The organism is Granulicella tundricola MP5ACTX9, assembly GCF_000178975.2.
Taxonomy (GTDB): Bacteria; Acidobacteriota; Terriglobia; order Terriglobales; family Acidobacteriaceae; genus Edaphobacter; species Edaphobacter tundricola.
On sequence record NC_015064.1, the window covers coordinates 3,248,659 to 3,275,565 of the forward strand.

A 26,907-nucleotide genomic window follows, 5' to 3' on the forward strand; every position below is an offset into this window, starting at 1 on the left:
TTAGTTGCTGTCTGGGCGCTGGCGGCGGGTGGGGTTGAAACCGCCGGAGGACGGTTTGCCGGGGCCGGGCTTGCGGAAGGGCTTCTTGCCGTCAGCGAACTTGGCGAAGGGGCCGCCTTTGCCTGCGAAGGAGGATGGTTTGCGGTCGCCGAAGGACTTGCCGCCGCTCGGTCTGCCGCCACCGCCGCCGAAGCTGGGTTTGCGGTCGCCGAAGCTGGGGCGGGGACGGTCAAAGGTGCCCGCGGGGCGTGGGGTGTATGGGCGGTCGGAGCTGCCACCTTCGCGCGGGGTGAAGGGCTTGCGAGCGAAGCCGCCTGAGGATGGGCGTTCGCCGCGATCACCACGGTCTCCGCGGTCACCACGATCCGGGCGAGGGCCACCGAATGCGGGCTTCGAGCCGAAGCTGGGGCGTGCGCCGAAGGCGGGCTTGGAGCCGAAGGGTTTGGGCGTGCGGGGGGCATCGAACTTGCGGAAGACCTTGCGGGGGGCTTCGCCGCTGCCGCCGCCGGACTGCTCGTTGCGGGGGAAGGACGGCTTGCGGTCGTAGCTGGGGCGGTCACCGAAGCTGGGGCGGGATGGGCGGTCGAAGCTGCCGCCGCCGCCTTCGCGTGGGGTGAAGGGCTTGCGGGGAGCGAAGCCTCCGCCGGATGGACGCTCGCCGCGATCCTCACGGGGGCCGCCGAAGCTGGGTTTGCCGCCGAAGGATGGGCGGGGGGAGTAGGAGCCGGGGCGTTTGAAGCCGCCTGCTGCAGGACGCTCGCCACGATCGCCACGGTCAGAGAACGATGGGCGATCCGAGAAGGAGGGGCGGGGGCTGTCGCCGAAGTCGCGGCGCGGGGGGCGGGAGTCGCCGCCGAAGCTGGGCTTGCTGTCGAAGCCGCCTTCACGCTTGCGGCCGAAGGTGCCGGGCTTGGAGAAGGTTTTGCGCGGGCCGCCTTCACGATCTCCGCCGAAGCTGCGCTTCTGGAAGCCGCCGGGACGGCCTGCGCCTGCGCTGGGGCGGTCGCCGAAGGGGCGCGAGGGACGGGGGGTGAAGGTGCGGGGGGCGTCAGTTCCCTGATCGGCTGAACCGGAATCGGGGCGGGGGGTGCGTGCGGAACGATCCTCGTCCCAGGGCTTGTTGAAGGTGGGGCGTGCGCCACGGTCGTCATCGCGTTTGACGAAGGGGCGGCGTTCGCGGTCGCCGGAGCCGAAGGCGGGCTTGCTGCCGAAGGAGGGTTTGCCGGAGCGTGCGCCGAAGGCGGGCTTGCGGTCGCCGAAGCTGGGGCGTGAGCGCAGGCCGGTGCCGATCTTGCTGGCGGGATTAGGGGTGAACTTGCGGATGCGGGGTGCGTCCGGATCGCCTTCGACTGCGGCTTCGGAGTCGGTGGCCTCTTCCGATTCTTCGGGGACGGCTACTGCGACGAAGGCGGGTGAATCGCCCATGACGTGGAGGAGGGTCTTGCCGTCGATGACGAGGGACTCAAGCTGACGTGCGGCGAGCAGGGCGTGGGTGACATCGCGGAGGCGCGAACGGGGCGCGAGGGGCGAGAGGAAGGTCTCAACCTCTTCTTCCGTGGCGCAGACGGCCTGGCCGAGATAGAGGCTGATGAGGGCGCTGAGAGCGGTTGGCTGTCCTGCGTTCGCGCCGGCTTTGATCTGCTTGGTGAAGCGTGCGCTGGCGAGCTCCCAGAGGGTGGGTGAGCCGTCCTGCTGGGGTACGGGGAGAACGCGGAGTTGCGACCAGAGTTCCGTGAGCGACCGCAGGACAGCGGATTCTGTGACTTCCTTGCCGAGCTGCGCGGTGAGCTCCGAGACGTTGAGCGTTACTTTGGCGGCGAGGATCTCATACGCCGCGAGGGCGAGGGGCGAGACCTTGACGGGGCCGGAGGTGACGGGCGACTGCTTCCAGGCCTTGTTGCCACGGAGGGTGAAGATGAAGGAGAAGACTGCGGCCGAGCAGACGAAGTCCGGGGTGTCGGTTCCGACGCCGCCGGTGGCTCCGAGGAGGTTGAGGGGCACGGCTGAGCCCTCCGCGATGAGGCGGGCGAGGAGGGATTTTGCTGAGGTCTGTGCTTCTAAGGTGGGGTCGGTGCTGGGGATGCCGAGGGTGGCTTCAACCAATGAGGGCGCGGGCGATGGAAGCTGGGCGGCGCGGGAGGCGTAGAGGACGAGGCCGGAGCGTGTGATCCACTCACGGAGACCTTCGATGGTGAGGAGGGGGGTGGCGTCCTGGTGCCAGTGGGTGAGGCGGGCGGCGGAGAGTTGGTCGGCCGTGGGAGCGGTGTTGGTGGGATTCAAGGTGGTGCCTTTCTGGAGAGCGATCCGGCTGTTTAGCTTGGATGCGTCTGGGGTGGGACGTTAGATTTTCAAAGAGAGACATCTTTTGGGAGAGTGTCTTTTTGGTTCTGTTATGAGTTTACCTGATGGCTTGGCAAGGTAAGAGAGATTCTGTTTGGGAATGACAAACAAAAGGCACGGCAACGACAGAAGCCAATACGGAGGTTCTGAGCTTCGCTCAGAATGACGACTTGAAACAAACAACGGCAAGAACAAACAACGGCAAAAGCGACAGCCAATACAGGGGTTCTTCACTTCGCTCAGAATGACGGCGTACAACGTACAACGGCAACAGCAAAGGCAAGAACCAATACGGAGGTTCTGAGCTTCGCTCAGAATGACGAACTATGAGGAAATGACGAGACTAAAAGGGAATGAGGAAACTTGAAGGAAATGACGAACTAAGAGGAAAGATCAGGTGCGCTGGAAGGCTTTTTCGATCTCTTTGTGGGAGTAACGGAGGGCTATGGGGCGGCCGTGGGGGCAGCTGGTGGGGTATTCGGTTTTGCCTAGTTCGGCGAGGAGCCAGTCGATTTTGGAGCGCTCGAGCGGCATGTTGATCTTGACGGCGGCGTGGCAGGCCATGCTGGCGGCGATTCGGCGGGCGCGGGTGTCGGCGTTTTCTGTCTGGCCGATGCGGTCTTCTACCGAGAGGAGGTCTTCGATCATTTGTTCGAGCTCTCGGCCTTCAAGGCCTACGGGCGCGGACTTGACGGCGAGGGTGCGGGGGCCGAAGGGCTCGGCTTCAAAGCCCTGGCGTTCTAGCTCCTCCGCGATGCGGGCGAAGGCGACCATCTGGTCCGGCATGAGGTCTATGAGGAGAGGCATGAGGAGGCGCTGGCGCTGGATCTGCTCTGTGTTGCGCTCGCGGAGGATCTTTTCAAAGAGAATGCGCTCGTGGGCTACGTGCTGATCGACGATCCAGAGGCCTTCGTCGTTGACGGCGAGGATGAAGGAGTCGCGGATCTGGCCGAGGGGCTTGAGAGTGGAGAGGGAGTAGAGGGACGGGTTTTCGATGACTCGGTCTTTGCCGTAGTCGACTTGCTCAGGAGCATGTGCGGCTTCCTGCTCGTAGCCTACGGCGAGGGTTGCGGCGGCGGAGAAGTCCAGGCGGCCGGGGGATTCAGGGACGGGGATGGGTGCGAGGAAGAATGGGGCGGAATCTTCGTGGCTGGGGTCGTGGTCGGACTGGGGGAAGCCTTCGGGGGCGCGGCGGGGATCGAAGACGGGGTCTGAAGGTGCGCCGGGGAGTGGGCTTACGTCGATGAGGAGGCTGGAGTGGGCGTCGTTATAGGGGGCGCCGTTTAGTGCTGAGGCAAAGGACGCCGCGGGGCGGGCCTGCATGAGGGTGGTGCGGACGGTATCGCGGATGAAGTCATGGACGAAGGCGGGCTGGCGGAAGCGGACCTCGGTCTTGGCGGGGTGGACGTTGACGTCGACCTCATGCGGAGGCATCTCCAGGAAGAGGAGGACGACGGGGAAGCTGGATGGCGGGATGATGTTGCGGTAGGCCTCGGTGAGGGCGTGGAGGACGAGGCGGTCACGGATGAGGCGCTGGTTGACGAAGACGTAGACGGAGTTGCGGTTGAGCTTTTGGAGCTCCGGTTTGGAGACGAAGCCGCTGATGCGGAGGAAGCCGGGGTCGGGGGCTTCGTAGTCGAGTTCACGCTTCCAGGGCGGGGGCTCGGGGAGGCCGGCGCGGGTGAAGTCCATCTCGGCGGTGGTGGGGATCATGAGGGCGGCGGTGTCGCGGCCGAAGATCTGGAAGAGACGGTCGCCGGCGGAGGCTACGGCGGGGGCTACCAGTAAGGCTTGGGTGGTGCTGTGGAGCTCAAAGTGGCGGTTGAAGTGGGCCAAGGCGTAGTGGGTGACGAGGGCTGCGATGTGGGAGAGCTCGGTGGACTCGGACTTGAGGAATTTGCGGCGGGCGGGGGTGTTGAAGAAGAGATCGCGGATGGCGATGGTGGTGCCGATGGGGAGACCCGCGTCTTCGACGGTGAGGATGTTGCCGCCGGCTATTTCTATGTGGGTGCCGGAGTCGTCTTCTGCTGCGCGGGTTTCGAGGCTCAGGCGGGCGACTGAGGCGATGGATGGCAGGGCTTCGCCGCGGAAGCCGAGGGTGGCGATGGAGAGGAGGTCGTCCGAGGTGCGGAGCTTGGAGGTGGCGTGCCGCTCGAAGGCGAGGAGTGCGTCGTCCTTGCCCATGCCGTGACCGTTATCGACGATGCGGATGAGCTTGCGGCCGCCGGCTTCGACCTCAATGCGGATGCGGGTGGCTCCGGCGTCCAGGGAGTTTTCAAGGAGTTCTTTTACGACGGATGCGGGACGCTCGACGACCTCACCAGCGGCGATCTGATTGGCGACCTGGTCTGAGAGGATGCGGATGCGGCCCATGAGGACGATTGTAGATGGGGAGGAAAACGGCGTAACGAGGATAAGAGGGATCGGAATGGATCAGGGCGGATAAGGCGTACACTCTTGTGCATGGCAAGTGCGGCACAAGTCTCAATGTCCGAATACCTGGCTACAAGCTATCGTCCCGATTGTGAGTATGTGGATGGCGAGCTTCGAGGACGGAACGTGGGAGAGTGGCTGCATGCGAGGTCGCTGGCACTGATGGCTTCATGGATTGGTGGCCATGAAAACGAGTGGAATGTTATCGGCTGCATCTCGCTCCGAGTGAAAACTTCCTCAAGCAGGGTTCGGGTGCCGGATTTGGTCGTGCTTAGGCCAAGGGTGCAACCGGATATTCTCACGGAGCCGCCGCTGCTGGTGATTGAGATTCTTTCGCCCGGGGATAGCTATTGGGATCTGCAGGAGCGGTCTCGGGACTACCAGGCGATGGGTGTGGAGACGGTCTGGATCGTCGACCCGAAGACGCGGAGTGGGCGGGTTTGCCGGGGTGAGGAGTGGATCGGTGCGGAGCGGCTTGAGGTGGCGGGGACGCCGATTTATGTGGAGCTGAAGGAGTTGTTTGCTCGGCTGGATCAGAGCAAAGGTTAGGCCCTAAAAGCATTGTAGAGACGAACCCCACGATAACCTTCCTTCGCTTGCGCTCCGTTCGGTGATCATGGGGGGCACCCGGGTGGTCTAAAGCTTTTCGGCTCCGGTGTCTCCTACGGTGTGGAGGCGCATGAAGTTGGTGGCTCCGGAGGAGATGCGGGTGCCGGCTACTACGCCGAGGATGTTGCGGGACTGAACGTAGCCGCGCTTTTCGAGTACCTGCTCAGCCATGGTGACGAGGGCGTCGGAGTCTTCGAAGCGCTCGCAGAGGATGGGGTAGGTGCCCCAGAGGAGCATGGTGCGGTTGATGACCTTCTCAAAGGGCGAGAGGGCGAAGATGGGGGGCTCGGGGCGGTACTTGGAGAGCAGGCGTGCGGTCTGGCCGGACTCGGTGAAGATGGCGATGGCGGCGATGTCGAGGTCCTCGGCGGCGTGGGCCATGGACTCGCAGATGGTTTCGGCGACGGAGAGCTTGGCGGCGCGGCGGCCGTGCTGGCGGGGAGGTGGGTCCATGCGGATCTGGTGCTCGGTCTCAATGACGATCTTGGCCATCATGGCGACGGATTCGACGGGGTACTTGCCGGCGGCGGACTCGGCTGAGAGCATGACGGCGTCAGAGCCGTCGTAGATGGCGTTGGCGACGTCTGAGGCTTCGGCGCGGGTGGGGCGGGGGTTGTCGATCATCGACTCCAGCATCTGGGTGGCGGTGATGACGGGCTTGCGGTACTCGGCTGCACGCTTGATGATGTGCTTCTGGATGGCGGGGACCTTCTCGGGCGGGACTTCGACGCCGAGATCTCCGCGCGCGACCATGATGCAGTCGGCGACTTCGAGGATGGAGTCGAGGTGCTCGATGGCCTGGGGCTTTTCCAGCTTGGCGATGATCCATGCGTCGGAGTTGAGGGCGACGAGGCGGGATTTGACGTGGCGGACGTCGTCTGCGGTGCGCACGAAGGAGACGGCGACGGTGTCGACGTTTTCTCCGATACAGAAGATGAGGTCTTCCTCGTCCTTTTCAGTCAGGGAGGGGACGTTGACGGCGATTCCGGGGAGGTTGATGCCCTTGTTTTCACCGAGGGTGCCGCCGTTGACGATCTCGCAGACGACGTCTACACCGTCTACGCGTTCGACGCGGAGTTCGATGAGGCCGTCCGAGAGGAGGATGCGGGAGCCGGGCTCGAGGTTTTCAGCGAGGGTGGTGAAGGTGGTGCTGACCTTGGCTGCGGTGCCCTGCATCTCGTGCGGGGTGATGATGAGGCGCTCGCCGGCGACGAGTTGGACGGGCTTGTGATCGACGAGCTTGCCGGTGCGGATCTTGGGGCCCTGGAGGTCGGCGAGGATGCAGATGGGTTTGTTTTCTTCGCGGGCGACCTGGCGAACCATCTTGATGAGTTCAGACTTCTGGGCGTGGGAGCCGTGGGAGAAGTTGAGGCGGGCGACGTCGAGGCCGGCGCGGACGAGGGCGCGGAAGGTTTCTGGGGTGCTGGAAGCAGGTCCGAGGGTGGCGACGATCTTGGCGCGGCGAATGCGATCCATGGAGGAGAAGAATGCTTCCGGAGAGGTCTTTGAAGTCGATGTCGTCATGAGTCGGATGCCAGGATCTTTCTACGGCCGTGCCGGCGATGAGGCCGGGGGCCGCTTTACCAATTGAAATGAGTCGCGAAGGTCATTCTAAATGGCTGGAAGAACGTTTGCCTTCATCGCTATGTGAATCACGCGTATGTCACCTGGATGGTGCTGGGGGGAGGGGTGCGTCGGGCGGTGGGAAGTGCTGGTAAAAGTGCGAGTTGAACTCCGCCCCGACGAGCACGCTGAGGAAGACGATGTAAAGCCAGAAGAGGAGCGCGATGCCTGCGCCGAGGGAGCCGTAGACCTGTCCGTAGTTGGCGAAGCGGGTGACGTACCAGCCGAAGGCGAGGGTGGAGACGAACCAGATGGCGGTGGCGGCGATGGCTCCGGGAAGGGTTCTGCGCCAGTGCTGCTTGAGCGGGGTGCCCAGGTGGTAGATCAGGGCGGTGAGGCCGACGACGCCGGCGAGCGAGACGATCCAGCGGACGGCGAGTGCGATGGCGTAGAAGGTGGGCCGGATGAAGGGTGCGAGATGCAGGGCGAGCCAGATGCTGAAGAACTGGCCGAAGACGACGAGGATCGTGGCCAGAACGAGGGGAATCAGCGAGATGGGGACGAGGAGGAAGGCGCGCATACGGCGCTGCCCGAAGGTCCAGCAATCTCGGGGAAGGCCGTTGGCTCGGGCGATGCCTTCCATGAGCGTGGCGATGACGCTGGAGGCTCCGGTGAAGCTGACGAAGGCGGCCAGGATGAGGGCCCGGATGGTGTGGGGGCTCGCGCCTGGGGAGGCGACGAAGTAGCTGGTGAGCAGGGGGAGGACGTCGGCGGGGAGGACCTGGTCGAAGAAATCGCCGACCTGGGAGCGGAGCGGGGCGGTGTCCGGCAGCAGAGCGATGATGGCCGCGGTGACGATCATCGCCGGGAAGAGCGAGACCATGGCCGAGTAGGCGGCGGACTGGCCGAGGTTGAGACAGTCATGCGCCAGCGCGTCAAAGAGTGCGCGCTGGATCATTCCCGGGATGCGGACTGCCGGTTTAGCTCGGTTGATGGCCCCGGAGAGCGTATCGTGCATGGTCTGCCCAGCTTACAGGGTCAGCCCTTCCAATGGTTCAGAAACTCGGTGACGGAGGGCGAATCCATGTGGCGCATATCGTTGAACTCGCCGGTCTGCTGGGAGTGGATGATCTTGCCGTTGCCGTCCAGGACGGAGAGGGCGGGCACTCCTTTGTTGATGGGGATGCCGTATTTGGCGGCGGCGGCCTTGTTCACGCCGAGCTCGCTGTCCGTGTAGATGTGGACGACGACGAAGTTCTTATCGAGCAGGGCCTCGTTGGGCTGCTGGCGGAAGTAGATGTCGAGAACCTGGCAGTCGCCGCACCAGTCGCCACCTGCGTCGATGAGGACGCGCTTGTGCTCGGCTTTGGCCTTGGCGATGGCGGCGTTGACGTCGGCGACGGGGTTTGCGGTCTCAGAGTAGATGTGCCGGCGGCCGGGTGCCTGGGCCTGCGCGCGGAAGGTGGGGATCGCGGTAAGGGTCAGGGCGAGTGCGAGGGATGCGAATGTGCTCAGGTGCTTCATGGAGGGCGTCCTCTGCCAAACGAAATAAAAGCGGCGTATTCATTCTAGATGAGCGCGCTGGGAGTTCGATTCAGCAGAGGCGGAAAGGTTACTTGCCGGTGTAGTAGCCATCGCGGGTCTGGATGGTGAGTTTAGCCTTGGGGTCTTTGAGGGTGAGGTCGATCTGGTGGTAGCCCTCCGCGGAGTGGTCCGCGTCCGGGGTGTAGCCGAGACGGTACTGGGCGCGAAGTTCCTCGCCGATCTGCTTGTAGATGTCGGCGACGGTGTCTTTTTTGGAGACCTCGAATAGGCGGCCTCCGGTCTCTGAGGTCATGCGGGCGAGGATCTTTTTGCCGTCCTGGTGCTGCTCTCCACCGCGTCCGCCGCCTTGCTGGCCGCCGCCGTTGCCGCCGCCACGACCTCCTCCTCCACCGCCGGGCCAGCCCATTCCGCCGCCACCACCGCCGGGAAAGCCGCCGCCTCGGCCACCGCGATTGTTGCCCCCGTTGTTGTTGTTGTCGTGGTGCTCTTCGCCCTTGAAGTAGATTGCGTAGACGGTGGTGTCGGCGCGCTGGGCGGCTTCAATGGCCTTGGTGATGGTTTCCTTGCTGCCGCGGTCGTCGCCATCAGTGAGGAGGATGATGGCTTTGCGGCCCTTGGGCTTGCTGAGGATCTCATCCGCGGCCAGGAAGGCGGCGTCGTAGAGGACGGTGCCGCCACGATCACGGTGTCCGTCAGAGTCGCTTGAGTCTGAGGAGCGCTGGGGGCTGGAATCGAGATCCTTGAGGGCGGCCTGGAGCTTGGGGCGGGAGTCGGTGAGGTCCTGGAGGAGTTCGGTCTCGTGGGCGAATTGGATGACGAAGGCTTTGTCCTGCTTGCCTTTGAGCATCTGGTCGAGGAAGGTGGTGCTGGCGGCGCGTTCGTCGTCAAGGGCGGCGCGCTGGCTCTGGCTGGTGTCGACGAGGAGGCCGAGGGTGAGGGGAAGGTCGGCGTCGCGGTCGAAGTAGCGGATCTGCTGGGGCTTGCCGTCAACCTGGAGGACGAAGTCGTCCTTGGTGAGGGTCTGGATGAGCGCTCCCTTCTTATCGCGGACGACGACGGGGAGGTTGACGAGGTTCGTGCCCATGGTCAGGGTGGTGGGCTTTTCTATCGATTTGTCTGATTTGTCTGATTTATCAGGGATTTTGGCGTCTGGCTGCTGGGCGGAGAGGACGCAGGAGAGTGCGAAGAGGGCCAGTGCGCCAGAGGTGCGAGAGATGCTCATGTGCGATTAGACGAGCGTTCGCGAGGACAGACTCACCTGCGCAACGGTAAGATTCTGGCCTATGAAGATTCAGGTTCGTACGCTCGTTCTGGCTGGTTTGACGATGGTTTGCGGGTGGAGATTCAGCGCGGGTCAGGCTGAGATGAAGGCTGTGGCGACGGAGCCGCCAAAGGGGTTTGCGGAGGCGATCGTGCTGTGGCCGGGTGGGGCTCCGCTGGCTCGTGGGACGGATGAAGGGGATGTGCCGGAGCTGTTCAGCTATCCTGCGCCGGGGGCGGGTCCTCATGCGGCGGTGATCGTGATGCCGGGCGGTGGGTATAACCACCTGGTGATGGAGAAGGAAGGAGCGGTGGAGGCTCGGTGGCTCAATGAACGTGGGGTTTCTGCTTACGTTCTGGAGTATCGACTGTTTCCTAAGTATCTGTACCCCGCACCTTTGCTGGATGGGGCCCGGGCGGTTCGGTATGTGCGGGCGAACGCTTCGAAGCTGGGCGTGAAGGCGGATGCGATTGGGGTTTGGGGGTTCTCGGCTGGTGGCCATATGGCGGGGTATCTGGCGGCGATTCACGATGCGGGCAAGGCTGCGGCTGGCGAAGCGGTGGAGCGGGTGAGTTCTCGGCCGGACTTTGCGATTTTGAGCTATGCGCGGCTGACAATGAGCGCGGATGTGCCTCGAAATGGGTCTATGGAGGACCTGATTGGGCCTAAGCCTACGCAGGAGATTATCGATGCTATCGATCCGGGGAAGCATGTGACGAAGGATGCTTCGCCCAGCTTTATCTACTCGACGGGTGGGGATATGTCGGTGGATCCGTTGAATGCTTCAGTGTTTTATGAGGCTTTGAAGAGGGCTGGCGTGCCGGTGGAGTTGCATATCTTTCAGCTTGGGCCGCATGGGACGGGAATGGCGCAGACTTTGAAGCCGGAGTTGAAGGAACTGGCAGTCTGGCCGTTGCTACTGGAGAACTGGATGCGGCAGAATGGTTGGATTTCGGACGGGAGATGACCTGAGAAGGTTGCACTGGGGAAGGTGGCATCCGGCTGGAACCCTTTCCGGGGAAGATGCCGTCTTACCTGGTTGCAACAGGAGGTTTCCCCATGTTTTCGATCAAGACAGTACGGATGGCGGCTTTGGGCTGCGTGATGGGTTGTGCGGCTGCGGCGTTTGCGGCCGATGTGAGTACGGACTATGACCACAATGCGAACTTTCGGAGCTATAAGACGTTCTCGTTTTACAAGGTTCAGTCTTCGGACCCGTTCTTCGACACGCGCATTCAGGCTGAGGTGACCAAGGACCTGGCACAGGCGGGATGGACGATGGTGCCTTCAGGCGGCGATGTGATGATCACGGCGGTAGAAAACTCTAAGGATGAGAAGCAGTACAACACGTTCTATGACGGGTTGGGCGGCGGTGGTTTTGGCTGGGGCGGGTGGGGTGGCTGGGGTGGCGGACGCTGGGGAGGGCCGGGGTACTCGTCCACGAGCGTAGAGAAGATTACAGTTGGCACGCTGATGATGGATATGTACGACGCCCATACGCACCAGTTGATCTGGCGTGGGAAGGCTGACTCGCAGCTATCGAATAAGGGTGACAAGAATACGAAGAAGCTGGATAAGGATATCGACCACATGCTGAATGGGTTTCCGCCCAAGACGCAGGGGTAGGACAAGGCGCAGCGCGGACACGATAGATAAAAGCAAGATCAGAACGGACAGAACTGGCGGCGAGGCTATTGCTTCGCCGCTGTTCTATCGGGTGTCTGCTTTTATTCGGGCGGTGGGACGGGGAGGATGAGGCCGTTCTTCCAGAGGGCGAGGACTACGTCCATCTGGGCGGCATGGGCTACTTCATCGCCTTCCGTGACGGCGGCCCAAAGCTGGGTGACGGATTTGTGTGTTCCGGCCTGGAGAAGCTTAACGGCCTCTACGGCGTAGGTCTTGTTTCGGTTGTGCTGCGAGGCGAAGGCGTCGCCGTGGATGCCCTTGACGAGGCCGGCCTCACAGAGACCGAGGAAGGCGGTGCGGGGTCCACCCTTCTTCTGACCGGCGGGGGTGGTGGGGTAGAGCTTTTTGACGGCATCGTCCCAACGCTCCAGCGGGCTGGGGTTTTTGCCGTAGGTTTCCATGCGGACTGCCATTAATGCTGCTTCGCCGTACCGGTTTGCCATTGAATCTCCAAAGATTAGGGTATCAGGGCAAAAAGATTTTGCATCTATTTCAGAAAAGTGTGTAATAGAGAACATAAGTCTTCCTACGTTTTTGGTATTCATAAATGACTGTAGTTTTGTTCGTATTGGCAAAACACTGAGCGCTTTCAACTTGAGTTTTATATGAAAGTGGGTCAAGGATGCAGCAGTTTTCTCGGGTCGACCACAGTTTTAACACAGAACAGTTTTTATCGAAGACGAACACGGGCCGAAGTCTAACAACATTGCGCAGAGGTGAAAACCTCTACGTTCAGGGGGATCAAGCCGACTGCCTTTATTATGTGCAGGACGGCGACCTGACACTAAGCGCAGTGACCGCGGTGGGCAAGCAGGCGACGATTGCGCTGCTGGGGCGAGGGGATTTTGTAGGCGAGGAATGCCTATCCTCCGTGCGCCAGACGCGCATGACGACCGCGAGCGCCCTGACCGATGCAACGCTTCTGAGGATCTCACGCACCGAGATGTTTCGCCTGTTGCAGGACGAGAGTGAGATGGCACGGATCTTTGTGGCCTATCTGCTGGCGCGTGCGGACCGAATCCAGGCGGACCTGATCGATCAACTTTCCAACTCCAGCGAGAAACGCCTGGCGCGTACGTTGCTGTTGCTCTCGAACTACGGGAACACGGACGGCAGCGAACGGCTGGTGCCGCTGATCAGCCAGGATGTTCTGGCTGCGATGGTGGGGTGTACGCGTTCGCGGGTCAACGGTTTCATGAACAGCTTCCGACGACTCGGGTATATCGAATATGAAAGCAATATTCGAATCCGGGTGAAGCGTGGATTGCTGGACGTGCTGCTCAAGCCTTAAAGGCTGCGGATCACCCTAAGCGTCTCTGATCGTTTGTACCTGGAATATACCTGGAAGTTTCATCGCCTGGCTGCACTGCCGTCTTCACCGAGGCAGCATCAAGTCTTGAGATCGTAGCCTCGGCTATTGATTCCGCTGTGTCAGTTTCGAGCTGTAAATGACCCCGGGAGTAACGTCTATGAGGACCATGTTTGTTATCGTTTGTTTCCTGTTGATGGTTTTGGCACCCTGCATCCTGGCACTGTACACCTTGCCGGAGGATGCGAATCCGAAGGGGTGGGAAGGGTAAGACGGCGTGTGGGGCGGCGACCGGGGTGAGTACACGGTCGCCCCTGCCTCAGAGGCGGGACATGGGGCACCGGGGTGGGGTGCGATTGAGCAGGGATGCAATGCGGAGGATGCGATTGGCCCGTCGCCTTGGCCTGGAGGGCTTGGGTCGAAAGGGCCTGATCTTGCTCACGATGGCGAAGGTTCTTTCCATAATGTCTCCTCAGTAGGCGATGGTCATGGACGACCGGCTTCCGAAGGCCCAGGCGGAGCGAGGCATGAACGGAAGCACAAAGCTGAAGGGATACGAGACGTTGACAACGACGATGCAGCCGGACTGATTGACGGCAGCCCCGCCGCCGGTACACTGGGTGCCCGATGACATGGTTCCGGGCCAGGTGACGTTGACGACGAGGCGGCTGGGATCCACACCCATGGGGACCAGCGTCATGACATAGGCGGCGATGTCCGCGCTGGTCGCGGTGCAGGCATATGGCTTGCTGGAGCAGGCGATTCCGTTCCAGGAGGAGCCGCGGACCATGGCGTAACGGGTGGCCTGGCGGGCGGATACGGCGATGAAGTGATCGACGAAGAGGGCGCGGGAGCAATCCATGATGCCGAAGACGACGAGCAGGAAGAGGATGATGCTGAGCGAGAAATCGACGAGGGCGCTTCCACTTTCATCCGACAGGCGGGCGACGTGTGGCGCATGGTTGGGCGTGGGTGCTTGTTTGCTCGATTGAAGGCTGGTGCTGTCGGGATTTTTGCTCTGCATGGGGTTCACTCATCCGAAGAACTCTGATTGGTGAGGGACGCAAGGGTGACGACCGCTTAGTGCGCGGTCCTCATACGGGCCCGCTCCTGGAGAGGAAAGGTGGAAGGGATGCCGACGAAGGCGATCAGTGGGCTGTAGTTGTACGAGGCCTGGATATCCACGTAGTTGATGACGTTGACCGGGCAGGTGGGGACCGTGGTGCAGGCGGCGCTGGCCAGGGTTCCGTCCGCGCACTCACAGCCATAGCTTGCGGCGGCGGTGAGGTTTGGAACGTCCGAGCCGTCAAGCTGCACGGCGGAGATCATCCCGGCGGTATCCGACGGATGCTGCGTGCCATACGCTGCGCCGGCGGCGGCCGCAGAGGACAAGGCCATGCGGAGATAGAAGAGGTGACCGAAGTCAACCGAACCGGCGAGCGCGAAGAGAAGGACCGGCATGAGGATGGCAGCTTCCAGAAGGCTGGAGCCTTGTTCCTGTTCGAGAATACGTTTCATGTCTGTCCTCCGTTGCTCGTAAGAGTTTGGGGTTTGGCTGGCTATCGATAGAGCCGTAGCTGCTTCAAATACTTTCTGATCTTTTCACTGCGTCACAACCGAGGATGTTCGGTTTAGAACAAGGGGTCTACAACGTTTGTGCGGCGGAAGTGGAATGTATCCGAATGGCAGTGGGGAGCGTCCTATCAGTGAGGGTATGGCGATGAGCGAGATTCGGGATCGGCGTGCGTTTCTGGCGACTGCAGCTTTGGCGGTGGGTGGTGCGGTGGCATGGTCGATGCGGAGCAAGCCTGCGCTGGCGGCGAGCGATGCGGAGTTGCCGCCGATGGTGACGGTCGTGGAGTTTGGTGCGGATGGGAAGCGGATTGGGCCTCGCTCCGTGGCGCGTGTGGTGAAGACGGAGGGTGAGTGGAAGCAGCAGCTTTCTTCTATTTCCTACGACGTAGCTCGGACGGAAGGAACGGAAAGGCCTTACTCCGGGGAGAGCTGGGATGAGCATGGGAAGGGGATCTTCCAGTGTGTCTGTTGTGGAACTGCGGCATTCTCGTCAGAGACCAAGTTTGAGTCGGGGACGGGTTGGCCCAGCTTCTGGGCGCCGATCGCGAAGGAGAATGTAGTGGAGAAACGGGACTCGACGCTGGGGATGGTGCGGACGGCGATCTCCTGCCGGCGGTGCGCGGGGCACCTGGGACATGTGTTCGACGACGGGCCTCAGCCTACGGGGCTGAGATATTGCATGAACTCGGCTGCTCTGAAGTTTGTGAAGGTTTAGGTCGTTTTACCCGGCAACTATCTCTGCCAAAGGCAATCCGGCTGCGAAGAAAAGGGCTGCCTGGGCCGGCGGCCGGAAGATGGCATCCTAACAGCTGTCACAAAGACGCTCGAAGGGGTGGGGATGAAGCTACAGGTCAGGACTATTGCGGAGGAGCGGTTATGCAGGTTTGCTGCGCTGTTGCTGCTGGGAGGCGGAATTGCCTCAGCCCAGATTTCCGCGCGTCCGCTGACGGGGCAGGAGGCCTTGACTGCCCATGCACGGATCAAGCCTTCGCTGGTCGCCGGCATCACCGGACCATTGCTCTTTCAAGATAAGCAGGGCTTTGAGGTAAGCGGCGCAGGCTTCATCAGCTTCACCATGCTGCCGGTGCGCTTCTACTCCCGCACGGACTGGGGTGGAACGGTCTACCGCTGCGGCGTGGTCTTTCTGCCCGCGCAACAGTCGCCAGTATTCCTCCGCACAGTCGGCTATGACTGGACGGAGGTGGAGCAGTGCGAGGGCATCAAGGGAGTTGGATTTGTGGATGGCGGCGGCAAGATGCCACCGCGCATCGTCCTGTTGTGGGATGCCGCATCCCCCAATGCCTCCGTCAATGAACCGATGGTGCTGGACTGGAATGCAGGCGCGAATCGCTATGTGGGGAATGCGACTATCTCGCAACGCCTGGAGAACGATCTCAAGACGTTCACGATCGCTGCCATCAAGCAGCAGCTCAAGCTTTACGCGGTTGAGCCGGCAAAGTGACGGCGGTTGGACTACTCGGCAGAGAAGGGACGAACGGCAAGCAGGCAGGGGATAAGGATCATTCCGGCAAAGCAGCTGAGGGTGAAGATAGGGTCCATGGTATTGCCTCCGATACACCTTTATCGGTCATCGGAGCTGTTCCATTCAGCACACCGGCTGTTCAACCTTTGAGGGATGGATCGTTCTTGCTGTCCTTGATGTGAATACGGGACACGACTTGCCTGGGACGCCGGCGCTGCTGGTACTTGTCGCAGGCGGCAAGGACACAATAGGCAGCGACTGCGGCTGCAATCAAAATAGACTCGCTCATGTCCTATGTGACGCCTGATCGACCTTGGCGGATGTATCAACAGACCCGGTTACCAGGCAACCTTTCGTCACCTGCATGCCGCCCGTTGAATCGCCAACCGGACGAAGTACAATAAGGATGTACTCGCACCCTCTTCCCCGAGGGTTTCGGGTTCAAGGCAATCGTTTCAACCACTGCGAAAGTGGCGAAATTGGCAGACGCACCAGACTTAGGATCTGGCGGAGCAATCCGTGGGGGTTCAAGTCCCCCCTTTCGCACCAAATCCCTCAAGGGTTTCAGCGCACTCCGGCAGGGACGGCCAGACCGTCCTCTGCCTTAGGCCTCAGAATCCCGGCCTCCGAATCCCGGCTCCTGCCTGAAACAAAACTCTGCTATCTCCAGTGGTATCATCGGCCTGTTTCTCCGGAGGCCTCCCATCGTGAGCCAGAGCACCTCGAACCTTCCGACCCTCATCAACCCCCTGACGAACCAGCCCTATCCTGAGTTCGAGTTCAACAGCGGCCCTTACTTCAAGAGCGCCACCGGCGAGCTCCGCAAACCCAGCATCGCCCTGACCCAGAGAGATCTGGCTGCACAGCGAGCCATGTCAGCCGGTACAGGCGAGCACGCGGGCCACCTCATCGGCACACAGTTTTGGCGCACCCGGTGACGCGCGTAACCTCGGTCTCCAGAACGCCAGCATGAACAGCTACGCCTGGAAGCGAGACCAGGACGCTCTGGGCGGCACCGGCGGCAGCTACCTGAAGTTCGAGAACCACTGGGTCGATCTGCTGGAGTGCGACGTCCGCATCAAGGTCCACATCACGGATAACTATCGCGCCAACGAGAACCGGCCCTTCAGCCGCGACGTTCTCTGGTGGTCCATCGAACCCGGACATACGGACTGGATTCCGATGCCTAGCAACCTCGTCTTTGGCAACTTCGGTTCGCGGCGAGCACGCGAGGCTGCGGCACGGCTCTAACAGACCACGTTCCTCGGCACGTTGCAGCGTCTCCCCAGGGCTGCGGGCGTTTGCCTGTAAACTGTATCCAGCGACGGCCAAAGCCCTCTCGCGCCAGTCTCAATACCCAAGGGAGCTCATGAGCCAGTCCAATCCTGACCAGCCGAACCAGCCTGACCAGGCGAACGCGCAGACCACCATCCATATCTCGAACACCGAAGCCTACCGCGATGGCTACGCCAACAGCGTCCAGGTGCGGATGAGCGTGTGGGACTTTCAGCTTGTCTTCGGCACCATGCGTCAGGATTCGGCTGATGCGGTCACCCTGCAGAACTTCCAGGGCGTCTATCTGAGCCCGCAGCAGGCCAAGGCTCTCTGGAACGTGCTCGGCAACAACCTTGCCCAGTACGAGGCCACCTTCGGTCAGCTGACGCTCGAGCCCCAGCCCCCGGGCAAGATCCAGATCATCCCCATCCCGCAGCCGGGCGGACCCGTCAACTAAGCCGCGTCTTGAAATCCCAACCTCAGGCCGCCGGTAAGCCCGCTCCGAAGTTCTCAGAGTTCGTCGCGCCCGTCAGCCACCCGCTTCCGCTCTGGATTCTCTACCCGCTCTTCTTCATGTGGATCTACCTTCCGCACGGGACGCTGCTGCGCCTGCCCTACTTCTGGGATGAGGCCGGATACTATATTCCGGCGGCGCTGGACTTCCTGCACACCGGCTCGCTGATCCCGCACTCCACCCTGACGAACGCCCACCCGCCGCTGCCATCGATCCTGCTGGCGGCGTGGTGGTGGATCTCAGGCTTTACCCCCTGGACCACCCGCACCTTCATCTGCATGGTCTCCGCGGCTGCGTTGCTGGGCCTCTTCCGGCTGGCTCGGTCGGTCGCGGGAAATGCCGTGGCAGCCGCCGTGACGATTCTCACCGCGCTCTATCCCATCTGGTTTACGCAAAGCACACTGGCGCACGCCGACATCTTCGCCGCTGCCTTCACGCTTTGGGCTCTGTCCTTCTACCTTGAGCCATACGGAAGCAGCGAGCGCCGCAACTACATTGCCGTGGCGGTCCTCTTCTCGCTCGCGGCGCTCTCCAAAGAGACCGCGATCATCACCCCCGGCGCGCTTGCGCTGTGGGAGTTCGTCCGTCTGCTGACCGAAGGAAAAGCAAGCAAAGAATTTCCCGGCGCCCCGTCCTGGCGATGGATCACCGCACTCCTTACCCCGATCCTGCCACTCGCCCTGTGGTATGCCTACCACTACCACCAGACCGGCTTCATCTTCGGCAATCCCGAGTTCCTCCGCTACAACGCCTCCGCTAACTTCACCCCGTTGCGAGTCCTCCTCAGCCTGTGGCACCGCGCCGTACACCTGACCCTGCACATGAACATGTACGTCCCCGTCCTCTGCACGGTGGCCGTCCTGCTCATGCCACGACGGCCGGACGAAACCCTGCCCCCTATCCGCAAGCCTCTGCTGCCCACGCTGCTGGTCATCGTCCTGGGTAACGCCTTCGCCTTCTCGATCCTCGGCGGGGCGCTCCTCACCCGCTACCTGCTCCCGGTCTATCCTCTGATCCTGCTGGTCTGCGTCTGCATCTGGAAGGAACGCCTGCAGCGCTGGGTCTGGCTGGCCGTCCTCACTGGCGTCGCGTTCTTCGCCGCCCAGCACATCAACCCGCCCTACGCCTTCGCGCCGGAGGACAACCTTACTTACCGCGACATGATCGTCCTGCACCAGCAGGCCATCCACATCCTCGAAACCCGCTTCCCCGGCGCGACGGTCCTCACCGCGTGGCCCGCCACCACGGAGCTCGAGCACCCCGAACTCGGCTACGTCCATCACCCCCTCAAGATCGCGCCGGTCGACAACTTCTCCCCCGCCGAGATGGAGAAGGCTGCCACCGATCCCGGCACCTACGACACTGCCCTGATCTTCTCCACCAAGTGGACCCCGCCGCCTGGCCACTTCAACCTCAGCCGCTCCAGCCAGGGCTCGGACACGCGCTTCTTCGACTTCCATAACGACGTCACCCCCGCCCAGGCCGCCATCATCCTGCATGGCGAGATCGTCTGGCAGGCCAGCCGCAACGGCGAGTGGGCCGCCGTCCTGCACTTCCCTCGAGTGGTAGAAGCATCCCTCACGCCACCCCAGCGCTGAGCCCAAAGCACTATAATCGCCCTGTGCTGAAGCCTTCCTTCTCCCGCCTGCTTGCCTCCTCCGCGCTCCTCATCACCGCCCTGGCGGCCCCGCTTCGGAGCCAGGCCCAGGCCTCGCCCAGCGCAGCCGACGAAAAGCAGCCCGGCGGCCACGTCGTCCTCGTCCTGCCGTTCGACAACCGCTCCGGCAACCCCAACCTCAACTGGATCGGCGACTCCTTCCCCGACACCCTCAATCAGCGCCTGGGCTCGGCCGGCTTCCTCACCATCAGCCGCGACGACCGCCAGTTCGCCCTCGACCATCTCGGTCTGCCCGTCGACTTCCGCCCCACCCGCGCTACCACCATCCGCATCGCCCAGACGCTTGACGCCGACTACGTCATCGTCGGCAGCTTCAACACCCAGGGCACCGGCACCAATATCCGCATCCTCGTGCAGGCCCAGGTGCTTGAGGTCAACAAGCTTCACCTCTCCCAGCCGCTCCAGGACTCGTCTGAGCTCCCCCGCCTCTTCGACATCGAAAACGCCATCGCCTGGAAGGTCGCACGCCAGATCGAGCCCGGCTTCACGGTCGCCGAGCAGACCTTTCTCTCCGCCTCGGCAGGCATCCGCCTCAGCGCGTTTGAGAACTACATCCGCGGCACCTCCGCCACTGCCTCAGACGAGCGCACCAAGCGCCTGGAAGTCGCCACGCTCGACGCTCCGACGTACGCCGCCGCGCAGCTCGCCCTGGGCAAGCAGTACTACGCAGACCGCAGCTACGACAAGGCCGCCGCCACGCTCGCGCACGTCCCCTCCTCGGACCGCCTGTCGCTTGAGGCCGGTTTTTACCTAGGCCTATCGCGCTTCAACGCAGCCAAGTACGCCGAGGCCGAGACTGCCTTCGCATTCGTCGCCTCCCGGTTGCCGCTGCCTGAGGTCGTGAACGATCAGGGCGTAGCTCAGAGCCGCCAAAACAAGGATGCCTCCGCGCTCTTCCAGCGCGCCGTCACCGCGGACCCCGGCGACCCGGACTACCACTTCAACCTCGCCGTCGCCACCTACAAACGCGGCGACTTCGCCACCGCCTCCCGTGAGATCCAGGCCGCCCTCAAGCTCCGTCCCAACGACAACGAGTTCAAGCAGCTCCAGACCCTCATCTCCGCCGGCCGCGCCACCAAACCCGTGGGCGACGGCTTCGACCCCACCACCCGCCTCCGCCGCACCTACTCCGAGGCCAGCTTCCGCCAGGCCGCCTTCCAGCTCGACCAGATGCGCTCCATGCGGCTCGCCACCCTGCCGCCCAAACAGCAGGGCGCGGAGTACACGCAGCTCGGTCAGGACTACATGGCCCAGGGCCTGGTCCCGGAGGCAGAAGAGCAGTTCCTCTCCGCCATCCAAGCCGATCCCTCCAACGCCACCGCCCACACCGGCCTCGCGCAGGTCCGCCAGCTCAGTGACAGCCCGGACGACGCACGCAAGGAGGCCATGGCCTCCATTCGCCTCGCCCCCAGCGTCAACGCTTACATCGTTCTCGCCAAGGTTGACCTCCAGAAGAACGAGCTCGCCGCCGCCTCCACGGACGTCCAGAACGCCCTGAAGCTCGAGCCCCGCAACGCCGCCGTCCTGCAGCTCCAGCAGGCCATTCAGGCCAAATCCCAGGCACCCGCCGCGACGCCCCAGGCCCACCCGTGAGCAGCCTCCTGCGCCTCTGGCCCGCCCTGCTGGTGCTGCTCCTCGCACCGGCAGCCCGCGCCCAGCCGCAGCCGCTTGTCGTAAAGCTCACCCTCCACGACACCATCCAGCCCGTTTCCGCCCAGTATCTTCATCGCGGCCTCGCTGAAGCCGCGGCTTTACATGCATCGCTTGTTCTTTTATCCCTCGACACTCCCGGCGGCCTGCTCGACTCCACCCGCACCATGGTCGATGACATCGAGCGCTCCCCCATCCCCGTCGCCGTCTTCATCTCGCCCACCGGCGCACGCGCAGGCTCGGCAGGCTTCTTCCTGCTCGAATCCGCCGACATCGCCGCCATGGCCCCCGGCACCAACGCCGGAGCCTCCCACCCGATCATCGAAGGCCGTACTCTGGACCCCATCCTGAAGCAGAAGCTGGAAAACGACGCCTCCGCCTTTCTCCGCTCCTTCACCACCCGCCGCAACCGCAATGTAGAAGCCGCAGAATCAGCCGTCCGCGACTCAAAATCCTTCAGCGACACCGAAGCCCTCAACCTCCATCTCATCGACCTCGTCGCCCCCGACGACGCAGCCCTCCTCACCGCCCTCAACGGCCAAACGATCCATCGCTTTGACGGCACTCCCATCACCCTCAACCTCACCGCCGCCACCATCCAGACCATCCCCCCATCCCCCCGCGAGCGCTTCCTCACCACCCTCACTAACCCCGACCTCGCAATCCTCCTGCTCTTCGCCGGTGTCCTGCTTATCTATCTCGAGTTCAACGTCCCCGGCACGGTCATCCCTGGCGCGCTCGGCACCTTCATGGTGCTGCTCGCACTCTTCGGCCTCAACCTGCTGCCCGTCCGCCATACCTCCGCCGCGCTGGTCCTCGCCGGCCTCGCCCTGATGCTGCTGGAGTTCAAGATAGCCAGCCACGGCATCCTCGCCTTCACCGGCGTGGCTGCCCTTGTCGCCGGTCTGGCCACGCTTGTCGACGCCCCCATCCAGGAGCTCCGGGTCCACACCTCCACCGCCGTCTCCGCGGGCTTCGCCCTGGGGGCCATCACGTTGTGGCTGGCGTGGATCGCCCTCCGCGCCCGCCGCAACAAGGTTCTCCTGGGCCCGGACGCCATGATCGGCAGACTGGCCATCGCGCTCACGAACCTTCAACCGGCCGGCCAGGTCGAGGTTCGCGGCGAGATCTGGCAGGCCATCCTGCGCGATCCGGCCGCCTTCGTCGCCCTGGGCGAGAGTGTCCTCATCCGCGAAGCCCACGGCCTTCAGCTCCTCGTCGAGGCCTCAAAAAACACCCCAAACACCCCGGCAGGATAGACTAAACAAGCAACCTTTACGACCCAAGGGAGTCTCTTTCGCATGACCATTGCAATTCGCCGCCCAGGCATGATCGCCGCCCTGCTCTTCGGAGCCGCCTGCGCCGCCTCCTTCACATCCGCCGCACACGCTCAGGACACCGAGCCCCCCACCTTTCTCGATAAGCAGCTCGCCCGCCTCGACCTCGGTATCACCGGCGTCGGCGAGTTCTCCAAGACCACCAACGGCCCCAACTACCTCAACCAGACCGTGACCCTCAAGCCCAGCAACACGCTCGGCTACATGGGCACCGTCGGCTACAGCAAATCACCCTGGGTCGGCGGCGAGTTCAACTTCCAGAACATCCGTTATACGGATAACTTCACCCTCGCCAACACCGCGACCACGCCCGCCAACCAGAACAGCCAGAACATCGCCATTCAGACCAACGTCATCGAGCTCAGCGCCGGTTACCTCATCCGCCCAGCCCACACCTTCTACGGCATCCAGCCGTATGCCTCGGCCGGTCTCGGCGCAATGGACTTCCGCCCCACCCCCGGCGGTGGACAGGGCCTCCCGCATGAGGGCGTCCGCTCCTTCTACTACACCGTAGGCGGAGAAGAGCTCGTCACGACTCACTTCGGCCTTCGCGGCGGCATTCGTCAGACCTTCTACCTGCAGCCTGACTTCTTCCAGAACTTCCTCCGCAATTCAAACCACTCCTATACCATCCAGCCCTACGCCGGATTCTTCATCCGCTTCTAGCCAGCCGGATTTGGCTGTGAAGGGCGGGACGCTCAGTCCCGCCCTTTTCTTTTCTCATCAAAACTTCCCGCCTTCACTCTCCCCGTTTGATCTACACTTCCCCCATAAGGCATCGCTGACGCACGCCTGCCCTCAAGAAAGCCCATCCCATGTCGCTTCCCCTCCTCATTGTCCCGGTCATCATCATTCTGTACCTCCTCAACTCCATCAAGATCCTCAAGGAGTATGAGCGCGCCGTCGTCTTCCAGCTCGGACGCGTCGGCAAAGAGGCCGCCGGCCCCGGCCTCATCTTCGTCTTTGCGCCCATCCAGACCATCGTCCGCGTCAGCCTGCGCCAGGAGGCCATGGAGGTTCCGCCGCAGGACATCATCACGCGTGACAACGTCACCCTGAAGGTCAACGCCGTCATCACCCTCCGCGTCGTCAATCCCATCGACGCGGTCATCAACGTCTCCAACTACATCTACCAGACCTCCCAGTTCGCGCAGACGACGCTCCGTTCCGTCCTCGGCGAGGTCGATCTCGACGAGCTTCTCGCCCACCGCGACCGCCTCAACCAGCGCATCCAGACCATCATCGACGGCCACACCGCGCCCTTCGGCCTCAAGGTCGTCTCGGTTGAGGTCAAGCAGGTCGACATGCCCGAAAACATGCTCCGCGCCATGGCCAAGCAGGCTGAAGCCGAACGCGAGCGCCGCGCCAAGATCATCCACGCAGAGGGAGAATTCAACGCCGCCGCCAAGCTCGTCGAAGCGGCCGCCCTCATGGCCACCCAGCCCATGACCCTCCAGCTCCGCTACCTCCAGACCCTCACCGAGATCGGCGTCGAAAAGAACACCACCATTGTCTTCCCGCTCCCCATGGAGCTCATGAACCTGCTCAACCGCACCTTCACCGAGCCCGCAAAGCCAGTCGCGAATGCCAATTCCGAAATCGCAAACCCTTAAATCAAAAAACGGAATCGACTCAGATACTTCCCTTTCGCTGGGAAATCCGAGAGCATCATTACTGTGAACACCTTGCTCAACGACCGCGACGAAGACATCGACGAACTCCAGCACCGCCAGAGCCGGCCAGACCGCGTCCAAGACCGCCAGCGTGACCGCGAAATCACCCTCGGAACCACCATGGTTCTCGGCATCTTCTTCGCGCTCGCCGTCCTGTGCGCGGCCTTCTTCGGCTTCGGCTACTCCACCGGCCGCCACTCCGCCCTGACCGCCGCAGGCCCCGCCGGCGCGGCCAACGCTAACTCCAATGGCATCCTCAAGCCTGGTGCCGGCAGCATGTTCGGCCCCATCAACAACCCGCCCCAGAACATCCAGCAGCAGCCCATTAAGACCGGCCCCGTACCCTCCTACAACACGCAGCCTGCCGACCAGGACGCCGAGGCATCCTCCGCCCCGCCCACGCGCCCCGCAGCCGTCCAGCGCGTCGTTGAGACGACGGAAGCCCCTGCACCCGCGCCCGTAGAACAGCCGAAGGCCGCCCGTGTCCTCGCCGTCTCCACCCCCGTCCCGGTCACCGCTTCCCCCGCCGCAGTTGGCCAGTTCATGGTTCAGGTCGCCGCCGTCTCCCACCAGGAGGACGCAGACCTACTCGTCACCACGCTCAAACGCCGCAGCTACGGCGTAGCCGTCCACCAGGAGCCCCAGGACAAGCTCCTCCACGTCCAGGTAGGCCCCTTCACGAACAAGAAGGACGCCGACGCCATGCGCCAGCGCCTCCTAGCAGACGGCTTCAACGCCATCGTCAAATAGCTGCACAATCCGGGTGCCCCATGTCCCGCTTCTGGGACGTGGGTCTGGACCACCTCTACTCCACCGGCTTCATCCCCACCGGCAAAGCCTCTGCAATCGCCTCATACACCGCCCGCAACATCTCCTCGCGGCTCCCATACTCCCCCGGAAAAATCGGCGTCAGCATCTCCACCTTCGCCACCCCCGGCGTAATCGCCGCACTGCCCTTCCGCATCATCGTCTGAGTCCCCGAGACAGCCACTGGAATCACCGGAGCCCCGGTCTGCTGCGCCAGAAAGAACGGGCCTTTCTTGAACTTGCTCAGCCGCCCATCTACCGCCCGAGTCCCCTCCGGAAACACCAGAATATGCAGCCCTGACCGCAGCGCCTCCCCAGCCGCAGTGACGCTCGCCGCCGCAGCATCCCGCTTCGCCCCACGCTCCACCGGCACAAACTTCGCCATGCGCATCGCCGTCCCCAGGATGGGAATCTTCATCAACTCCTGCTTCAGCAGCACGGAACTCTGCCCCGGAATCGCTGGCAGCACCACCGGCGGATCCAGGTTTGAGACGTGATTGCACATGAAGATGCAGCTCTGCCCCGCCGGCACATGCTCCGTGCCCGAGACCTCCACCCTGATCCCCGCGGCCCTCACCCCGGTCCGCACAATCCACATCGAAATCTTGTACAGCCGCCGAACGTTGCCCAGCACAAACGAGATCGGAATCCCGATCACCCCGGCAATCGACCCAAAGAACGAGAACACGAAAAGCATCTTGAACGTAGCAAACATACCGCTTACCAGACTAACGCACCGTCTACCCCGCGAGCCTTTCGAGCTCCGCCGGCAGCAGCGTATAGATATCCCCAAACCCGCCGTTTGACAGGATCGCCACTACATCCCCGCTCTTCAACTCCGGTGCCAGCACCTTCACGATCGCACCCGCATCCGCGAGCACCTGAGCCGGTGTTCCGCGCACCCGAAGCCCCGCAGCCACAGCCTCCGGCTCCAGCCGCTCATGCTCTGGAATGCTCTCAGACTTGAACACCCCCGCAATTACCACCTGGTCCGCAATCAGCAGGCTATCCACCAGCGCCTCCTCAAACACATTGCGCCGCAGCGTGTTCGACCGAGGCTCCAGAATCGCCACCAGCCTCCGCCCAGCATAGCTCGCCTTCAGCGCACGCAGCGTCTCCCGGATCGCCGTAGGATGATGCGCAAAGTCCTCGATCACGGTAATCCCATTGACCTCCGCCCGAACCTCCAGCCGCCGCTTCACGCTGCGGAAGGTCGCCAGAGCCTCCTTGATCGCCTCGACCGCCACACCTTGTCCCGCAGCCAGCCCCGCTGCAGCCGTAGCATTCAGCGCATTATGCTCGCCCGGCATGGGCAGCTTGAGCTCCGCGAAAAACTCGCCATCCCGCTCCAACGTCCACCGCGTCCCACCCTCATCCGCCGTCAACCCCGTCACCCGCCAGTAAGATCCCGGTGCCAGCCCGTACCGCTCCACCGCGCAGAACGCCTTCGCCACGCACTCCGTCACATTCACATTGCCGTCGTATGCGACCAGCCGGCCCCGCCGCGGAATCAGGTTCACAAATCGCTTGAACGCCGTCTTCACCGCATTCAGATCGTCGTAGATATCTGCATGGTCGAACTCAACGTGAGTGAGGATGGCAGCGTCCGGAAAGTAGTGCAGAAACTTCGGCCCTTTATCGAAGAACGCCGTATCGTACTCATCCCCCTCAAGCAAAAACGGACGAGTCGCACGAACCATAAAGCTCGCGCCAAAGTTCTCCGCTACGCCCCCAATCAGGAACGAAGGCGCAAACTTCGCGTCATACTTCGCTGCAGTCTCATAGATCCACGCCAGCATGGACGTGGTCGTCGTCTTGCCGTGCGTCCCCGCCACCACCAGCGACTCACGCCCCACCAGGAACTCATCATGCAGCAGCGCCGCCATGGAGCTGAACGGAATCCGCTCATCCAGCACCCGCTCCAGCTCCACATTGCCACGCGAGATCGCATTCCCCACCACCACCAGGTCCGGCGTCACATCCAGGTTGCGCTCCGCATAAGGCTGCATCACCGCAATCCCCATCGCCGCCAGTTGATCGCTCATCGGCGGATAAGCCGCCGCATCGGACCCCGTCACCGTGTGACCCTGCGCCTGCAGCATCCCTGCCAGCGACGCCATCGCCGTCCCACAAATCCCAATCAAATGTATGTGCTTCTTGCCCGTCATC

At 62.7% G+C, this 26,907-nt stretch carries 27 protein-coding genes and 1 tRNA gene; 16 read left to right on the top strand and 12 right to left on the bottom strand.

Going from position 1 to position 26,907, the window contains the following annotated elements; genetic code table 11:
- Both ACIX9_RS23890 and mutL read right to left on the bottom strand, forming a co-directional pair.
- The gene (locus ACIX9_RS23890) at window positions 1-2,280 is read right to left on the bottom strand and encodes a hypothetical protein (RefSeq protein WP_013581127.1); all 2,280 of its coding nucleotides are present in this window, start codon (window positions 2,278-2,280) and stop codon (window positions 1-3) included.
- 453 nt (window positions 2,281-2,733) lie between these two features.
- Window positions 2,734-4,713 (bottom strand): DNA mismatch repair endonuclease MutL, encoded by a 1,980-nt coding sequence (mutL, locus tag ACIX9_RS13920; protein WP_013581128.1) that lies wholly within the window; start codon window positions 4,711-4,713, stop codon window positions 2,734-2,736.
- A gap of 114 nt (window positions 4,714-4,827) precedes the next feature.
- On the opposite strand from mutL, the gene ACIX9_RS13925 reads away from it, so the two are divergent.
- A complete protein-coding gene (locus ACIX9_RS13925) occupies window positions 4,828-5,322 on the top strand; it encodes a Uma2 family endonuclease (protein WP_013581129.1) in 495 nt (164 codons plus the stop codon).
- Between the two features lie 87 nt (window positions 5,323-5,409).
- Here ACIX9_RS13925 and pyk read toward each other — a convergent pair whose 3' ends face one another.
- The 4 genes from pyk to ACIX9_RS13945 all read right to left on the bottom strand — a co-directional run bounded on the left by pyk (window position 5,410) and on the right by ACIX9_RS13945 (window position 9,712).
- Window positions 5,410-6,858, bottom strand: coding sequence for a pyruvate kinase (gene pyk / locus ACIX9_RS13930; RefSeq protein WP_013581130.1), 1,449 nt, complete (start codon window positions 6,856-6,858; stop codon window positions 5,410-5,412).
- A 187-nt stretch (window positions 6,859-7,045) separates the two neighbouring features.
- Window positions 7,046-7,963: a YihY/virulence factor BrkB family protein gene (locus tag ACIX9_RS13935; protein ID WP_013581131.1), complete on the bottom strand. Its 918-nt coding sequence runs from the start codon at window positions 7,961-7,963 to the stop codon at window positions 7,046-7,048.
- A gap of 20 nt (window positions 7,964-7,983) precedes the next feature.
- Window positions 7,984-8,469, bottom strand: coding sequence for a thioredoxin family protein (locus ACIX9_RS13940; RefSeq protein ID WP_013581132.1), 486 nt, complete (start codon window positions 8,467-8,469; stop codon window positions 7,984-7,986).
- Window positions 8,470-8,557: 88 nt separating this feature from the next.
- Window positions 8,558-9,712, bottom strand: coding sequence for a VWA domain-containing protein (locus tag ACIX9_RS13945; protein ID WP_013581133.1), 1,155 nt, complete (start codon window positions 9,710-9,712; stop codon window positions 8,558-8,560).
- A gap of 61 nt (window positions 9,713-9,773) precedes the next feature.
- Between ACIX9_RS13945 and ACIX9_RS13950 the strand changes: the two genes are divergently transcribed.
- Both ACIX9_RS13950 and ACIX9_RS13955 read left to right on the top strand, forming a co-directional pair.
- Window positions 9,774-10,718, top strand: a complete 945-nt coding sequence (locus tag ACIX9_RS13950) for an alpha/beta hydrolase (RefSeq protein ID WP_013581134.1) — start codon at window positions 9,774-9,776, stop codon at window positions 10,716-10,718.
- Between the two features lie 92 nt (window positions 10,719-10,810).
- On the top strand, window positions 10,811-11,377 hold the full coding sequence (locus tag ACIX9_RS13955) for a DUF4136 domain-containing protein (RefSeq protein WP_013581135.1): 567 nt from the start codon (window positions 10,811-10,813) through the stop codon (window positions 11,375-11,377).
- Between the two features lie 101 nt (window positions 11,378-11,478).
- On the opposite strand, the gene ACIX9_RS13960 is transcribed toward ACIX9_RS13955, so the two are convergent.
- The gene (locus ACIX9_RS13960; protein ID WP_041597122.1) at window positions 11,479-11,880 is read right to left on the bottom strand and encodes a DUF6979 family protein; all 402 of its coding nucleotides are present in this window, start codon (window positions 11,878-11,880) and stop codon (window positions 11,479-11,481) included.
- A 179-nt stretch (window positions 11,881-12,059) separates the two neighbouring features.
- On the opposite strand from ACIX9_RS13960, the gene ACIX9_RS13965 reads away from it, so the two are divergent.
- Window positions 12,060-12,728, top strand: coding sequence for a Crp/Fnr family transcriptional regulator (locus ACIX9_RS13965; protein ID WP_013581137.1), 669 nt, complete (start codon window positions 12,060-12,062; stop codon window positions 12,726-12,728).
- 490 nt (window positions 12,729-13,218) lie between these two features.
- Here the strand turns inward: ACIX9_RS13965 and ACIX9_RS13970 are convergent, their stop codons facing one another.
- Window positions 13,219-13,770 carry a TadE/TadG family type IV pilus assembly protein gene (locus tag ACIX9_RS13970; RefSeq protein ID WP_013581140.1) on the bottom strand — a complete coding sequence of 184 codons (552 nt, stop codon included), beginning with the start codon at window positions 13,768-13,770 and terminating at the stop codon, window positions 13,219-13,221.
- 56 nt (window positions 13,771-13,826) lie between these two features.
- Window positions 13,827-14,264, bottom strand: a complete 438-nt coding sequence (locus ACIX9_RS23895; RefSeq protein WP_013581141.1) for a TadE/TadG family type IV pilus assembly protein — start codon at window positions 14,262-14,264, stop codon at window positions 13,827-13,829.
- Window positions 14,265-14,460: 196 nt separating this feature from the next.
- Here ACIX9_RS23895 and msrB point away from each other — a divergent pair, with 196 nt between their 5' ends.
- Entirely contained in the window at window positions 14,461-15,036 is a 576-nt protein-coding gene (gene msrB / locus ACIX9_RS13980) for a peptide-methionine (R)-S-oxide reductase MsrB (RefSeq protein WP_041597805.1), read from the top strand.
- A gap of 123 nt (window positions 15,037-15,159) precedes the next feature.
- Window positions 15,160-15,783 carry a hypothetical protein gene (locus tag ACIX9_RS13985; protein ID WP_013581143.1) on the top strand — a complete coding sequence of 208 codons (624 nt, stop codon included), beginning with the start codon at window positions 15,160-15,162 and terminating at the stop codon, window positions 15,781-15,783.
- A 160-nt stretch (window positions 15,784-15,943) separates the two neighbouring features.
- On the opposite strand, the gene ACIX9_RS25870 is transcribed toward ACIX9_RS13985, so the two are convergent.
- Window positions 15,944-16,093: a hypothetical protein gene (locus ACIX9_RS25870; protein WP_157477570.1), complete on the bottom strand. Its 150-nt coding sequence runs from the start codon at window positions 16,091-16,093 to the stop codon at window positions 15,944-15,946.
- A 175-nt stretch (window positions 16,094-16,268) separates the two neighbouring features.
- On the opposite strand from ACIX9_RS25870, the gene ACIX9_RS13990 reads away from it, so the two are divergent.
- From ACIX9_RS13990 to ACIX9_RS14035, 10 genes are all read left to right on the top strand, one after another.
- A tRNA-Leu gene (locus tag ACIX9_RS13990) sits at window positions 16,269-16,353 on the top strand.
- 158 nt (window positions 16,354-16,511) lie between these two features.
- Window positions 16,512-16,742: a hypothetical protein gene (locus ACIX9_RS13995; RefSeq protein WP_013581144.1), complete on the top strand. Its 231-nt coding sequence runs from the start codon at window positions 16,512-16,514 to the stop codon at window positions 16,740-16,742.
- Window positions 16,743-16,773: 31 nt separating this feature from the next.
- Complete coding sequence (locus tag ACIX9_RS14000; protein ID WP_013581145.1) at window positions 16,774-17,055, top strand: hypothetical protein; 282 nt, start codon at window positions 16,774-16,776, stop codon at window positions 17,053-17,055.
- Between the two features lie 118 nt (window positions 17,056-17,173).
- Window positions 17,174-17,536, top strand: a complete 363-nt coding sequence (locus ACIX9_RS14005) for a DUF3467 domain-containing protein (RefSeq protein ID WP_013581146.1) — start codon at window positions 17,174-17,176, stop codon at window positions 17,534-17,536.
- A gap of 8 nt (window positions 17,537-17,544) precedes the next feature.
- Complete coding sequence (locus tag ACIX9_RS14010) at window positions 17,545-19,191, top strand: ArnT family glycosyltransferase (protein WP_013581147.1); 1,647 nt, start codon at window positions 17,545-17,547, stop codon at window positions 19,189-19,191.
- Between the two features lie 23 nt (window positions 19,192-19,214).
- The gene (locus ACIX9_RS14015; RefSeq protein WP_013581148.1) at window positions 19,215-20,864 is read left to right on the top strand and encodes a tetratricopeptide repeat protein; all 1,650 of its coding nucleotides are present in this window, start codon (window positions 19,215-19,217) and stop codon (window positions 20,862-20,864) included.
- Complete coding sequence (locus ACIX9_RS14020) at window positions 20,861-22,180, top strand: NfeD family protein (protein ID WP_013581149.1); 1,320 nt, start codon at window positions 20,861-20,863, stop codon at window positions 22,178-22,180. The genes ACIX9_RS14015 and ACIX9_RS14020 overlap by 4 nt, the downstream gene beginning before the upstream one ends.
- 42 nt (window positions 22,181-22,222) lie before the next feature.
- Window positions 22,223-22,924, top strand: coding sequence for a porin family protein (locus ACIX9_RS14025; protein WP_013581150.1), 702 nt, complete (start codon window positions 22,223-22,225; stop codon window positions 22,922-22,924).
- 149 nt (window positions 22,925-23,073) lie between these two features.
- Window positions 23,074-23,871 (top strand): slipin family protein, encoded by a 798-nt coding sequence (locus tag ACIX9_RS14030; RefSeq protein WP_013581151.1) that lies wholly within the window; start codon window positions 23,074-23,076, stop codon window positions 23,869-23,871.
- Window positions 23,872-23,934: 63 nt separating this feature from the next.
- Window positions 23,935-24,681, top strand: coding sequence for an SPOR domain-containing protein (locus ACIX9_RS14035; RefSeq protein WP_013581152.1), 747 nt, complete (start codon window positions 23,935-23,937; stop codon window positions 24,679-24,681).
- A gap of 55 nt (window positions 24,682-24,736) precedes the next feature.
- On the opposite strand, the gene ACIX9_RS14040 is transcribed toward ACIX9_RS14035, so the two are convergent.
- Window positions 24,737-25,435, bottom strand: coding sequence for a lysophospholipid acyltransferase family protein (locus ACIX9_RS14040; protein WP_232298721.1), 699 nt, complete (start codon window positions 25,433-25,435; stop codon window positions 24,737-24,739).
- Window positions 25,436-25,478: 43 nt separating this feature from the next.
- Window positions 25,479-26,906, bottom strand: a complete 1,428-nt coding sequence (gene mpl / locus ACIX9_RS14045; protein WP_041597807.1) for a UDP-N-acetylmuramate:L-alanyl-gamma-D-glutamyl-meso-diaminopimelate ligase — start codon at window positions 26,904-26,906, stop codon at window positions 25,479-25,481.
- Window position 26,907 lies beyond the last annotated feature (1 nt).

Coding starts and splice junctions, on each gene's coding strand:
- ACIX9_RS13985 (WP_013581143.1), top strand. CDS start 15,160: ATGAAGCTACAGGTCAGGACTATTGCGGAGGAGCGGTTATGCAGGTTT.
- ACIX9_RS13925 (WP_013581129.1), top strand. CDS start 4,828: ATGTCCGAATACCTGGCTACAAGCTATCGTCCCGATTGTGAGTATGTG.
- ACIX9_RS13945 (WP_013581133.1), bottom strand. CDS start 9,712: ATGAGCATCTCTCGCACCTCTGGCGCACTGGCCCTCTTCGCACTCTCC.
- ACIX9_RS13955 (WP_013581135.1), top strand. CDS start 10,811: ATGTTTTCGATCAAGACAGTACGGATGGCGGCTTTGGGCTGCGTGATG.
- ACIX9_RS14000 (WP_013581145.1), top strand. CDS start 16,774: ATGAACAGCTACGCCTGGAAGCGAGACCAGGACGCTCTGGGCGGCACC.
- ACIX9_RS13940 (WP_013581132.1), bottom strand. CDS start 8,469: ATGAAGCACCTGAGCACATTCGCATCCCTCGCACTCGCCCTGACCCTT.
- ACIX9_RS13960 (WP_041597122.1), bottom strand. CDS start 11,880: ATGGCAAACCGGTACGGCGAAGCAGCATTAATGGCAGTCCGCATGGAA.
- ACIX9_RS14030 (WP_013581151.1), top strand. CDS start 23,074: ATGTCGCTTCCCCTCCTCATTGTCCCGGTCATCATCATTCTGTACCTC.
- pyk (WP_013581130.1), bottom strand. CDS start 6,858: ATGGATCGCATTCGCCGCGCCAAGATCGTCGCCACCCTCGGACCTGCT.
- ACIX9_RS14005 (WP_013581146.1), top strand. CDS start 17,174: ATGAGCCAGTCCAATCCTGACCAGCCGAACCAGCCTGACCAGGCGAAC.
- ACIX9_RS23895 (WP_013581141.1), bottom strand. CDS start 14,264: ATGAAACGTATTCTCGAACAGGAACAAGGCTCCAGCCTTCTGGAAGCT.
- ACIX9_RS13935 (WP_013581131.1), bottom strand. CDS start 7,963: ATGCACGATACGCTCTCCGGGGCCATCAACCGAGCTAAACCGGCAGTC.
- ACIX9_RS13965 (WP_013581137.1), top strand. CDS start 12,060: ATGCAGCAGTTTTCTCGGGTCGACCACAGTTTTAACACAGAACAGTTT.
- ACIX9_RS13970 (WP_013581140.1), bottom strand. CDS start 13,770: ATGCAGAGCAAAAATCCCGACAGCACCAGCCTTCAATCGAGCAAACAA.
- ACIX9_RS14025 (WP_013581150.1), top strand. CDS start 22,223: ATGACCATTGCAATTCGCCGCCCAGGCATGATCGCCGCCCTGCTCTTC.
- mpl (WP_041597807.1), bottom strand. CDS start 26,906: ATGACGGGCAAGAAGCACATACATTTGATTGGGATTTGTGGGACGGCG.
- ACIX9_RS25870 (WP_157477570.1), bottom strand. CDS start 16,093: ATGAGCGAGTCTATTTTGATTGCAGCCGCAGTCGCTGCCTATTGTGTC.
- ACIX9_RS14040 (WP_232298721.1), bottom strand. CDS start 25,435: ATGCTTTTCGTGTTCTCGTTCTTTGGGTCGATTGCCGGGGTGATCGGG.
- msrB (WP_041597805.1), top strand. CDS start 14,461: ATGGCGATGAGCGAGATTCGGGATCGGCGTGCGTTTCTGGCGACTGCA.
- mutL (WP_013581128.1), bottom strand. CDS start 4,713: ATGGGCCGCATCCGCATCCTCTCAGACCAGGTCGCCAATCAGATCGCC.
- ACIX9_RS13950 (WP_013581134.1), top strand. CDS start 9,774: ATGAAGATTCAGGTTCGTACGCTCGTTCTGGCTGGTTTGACGATGGTT.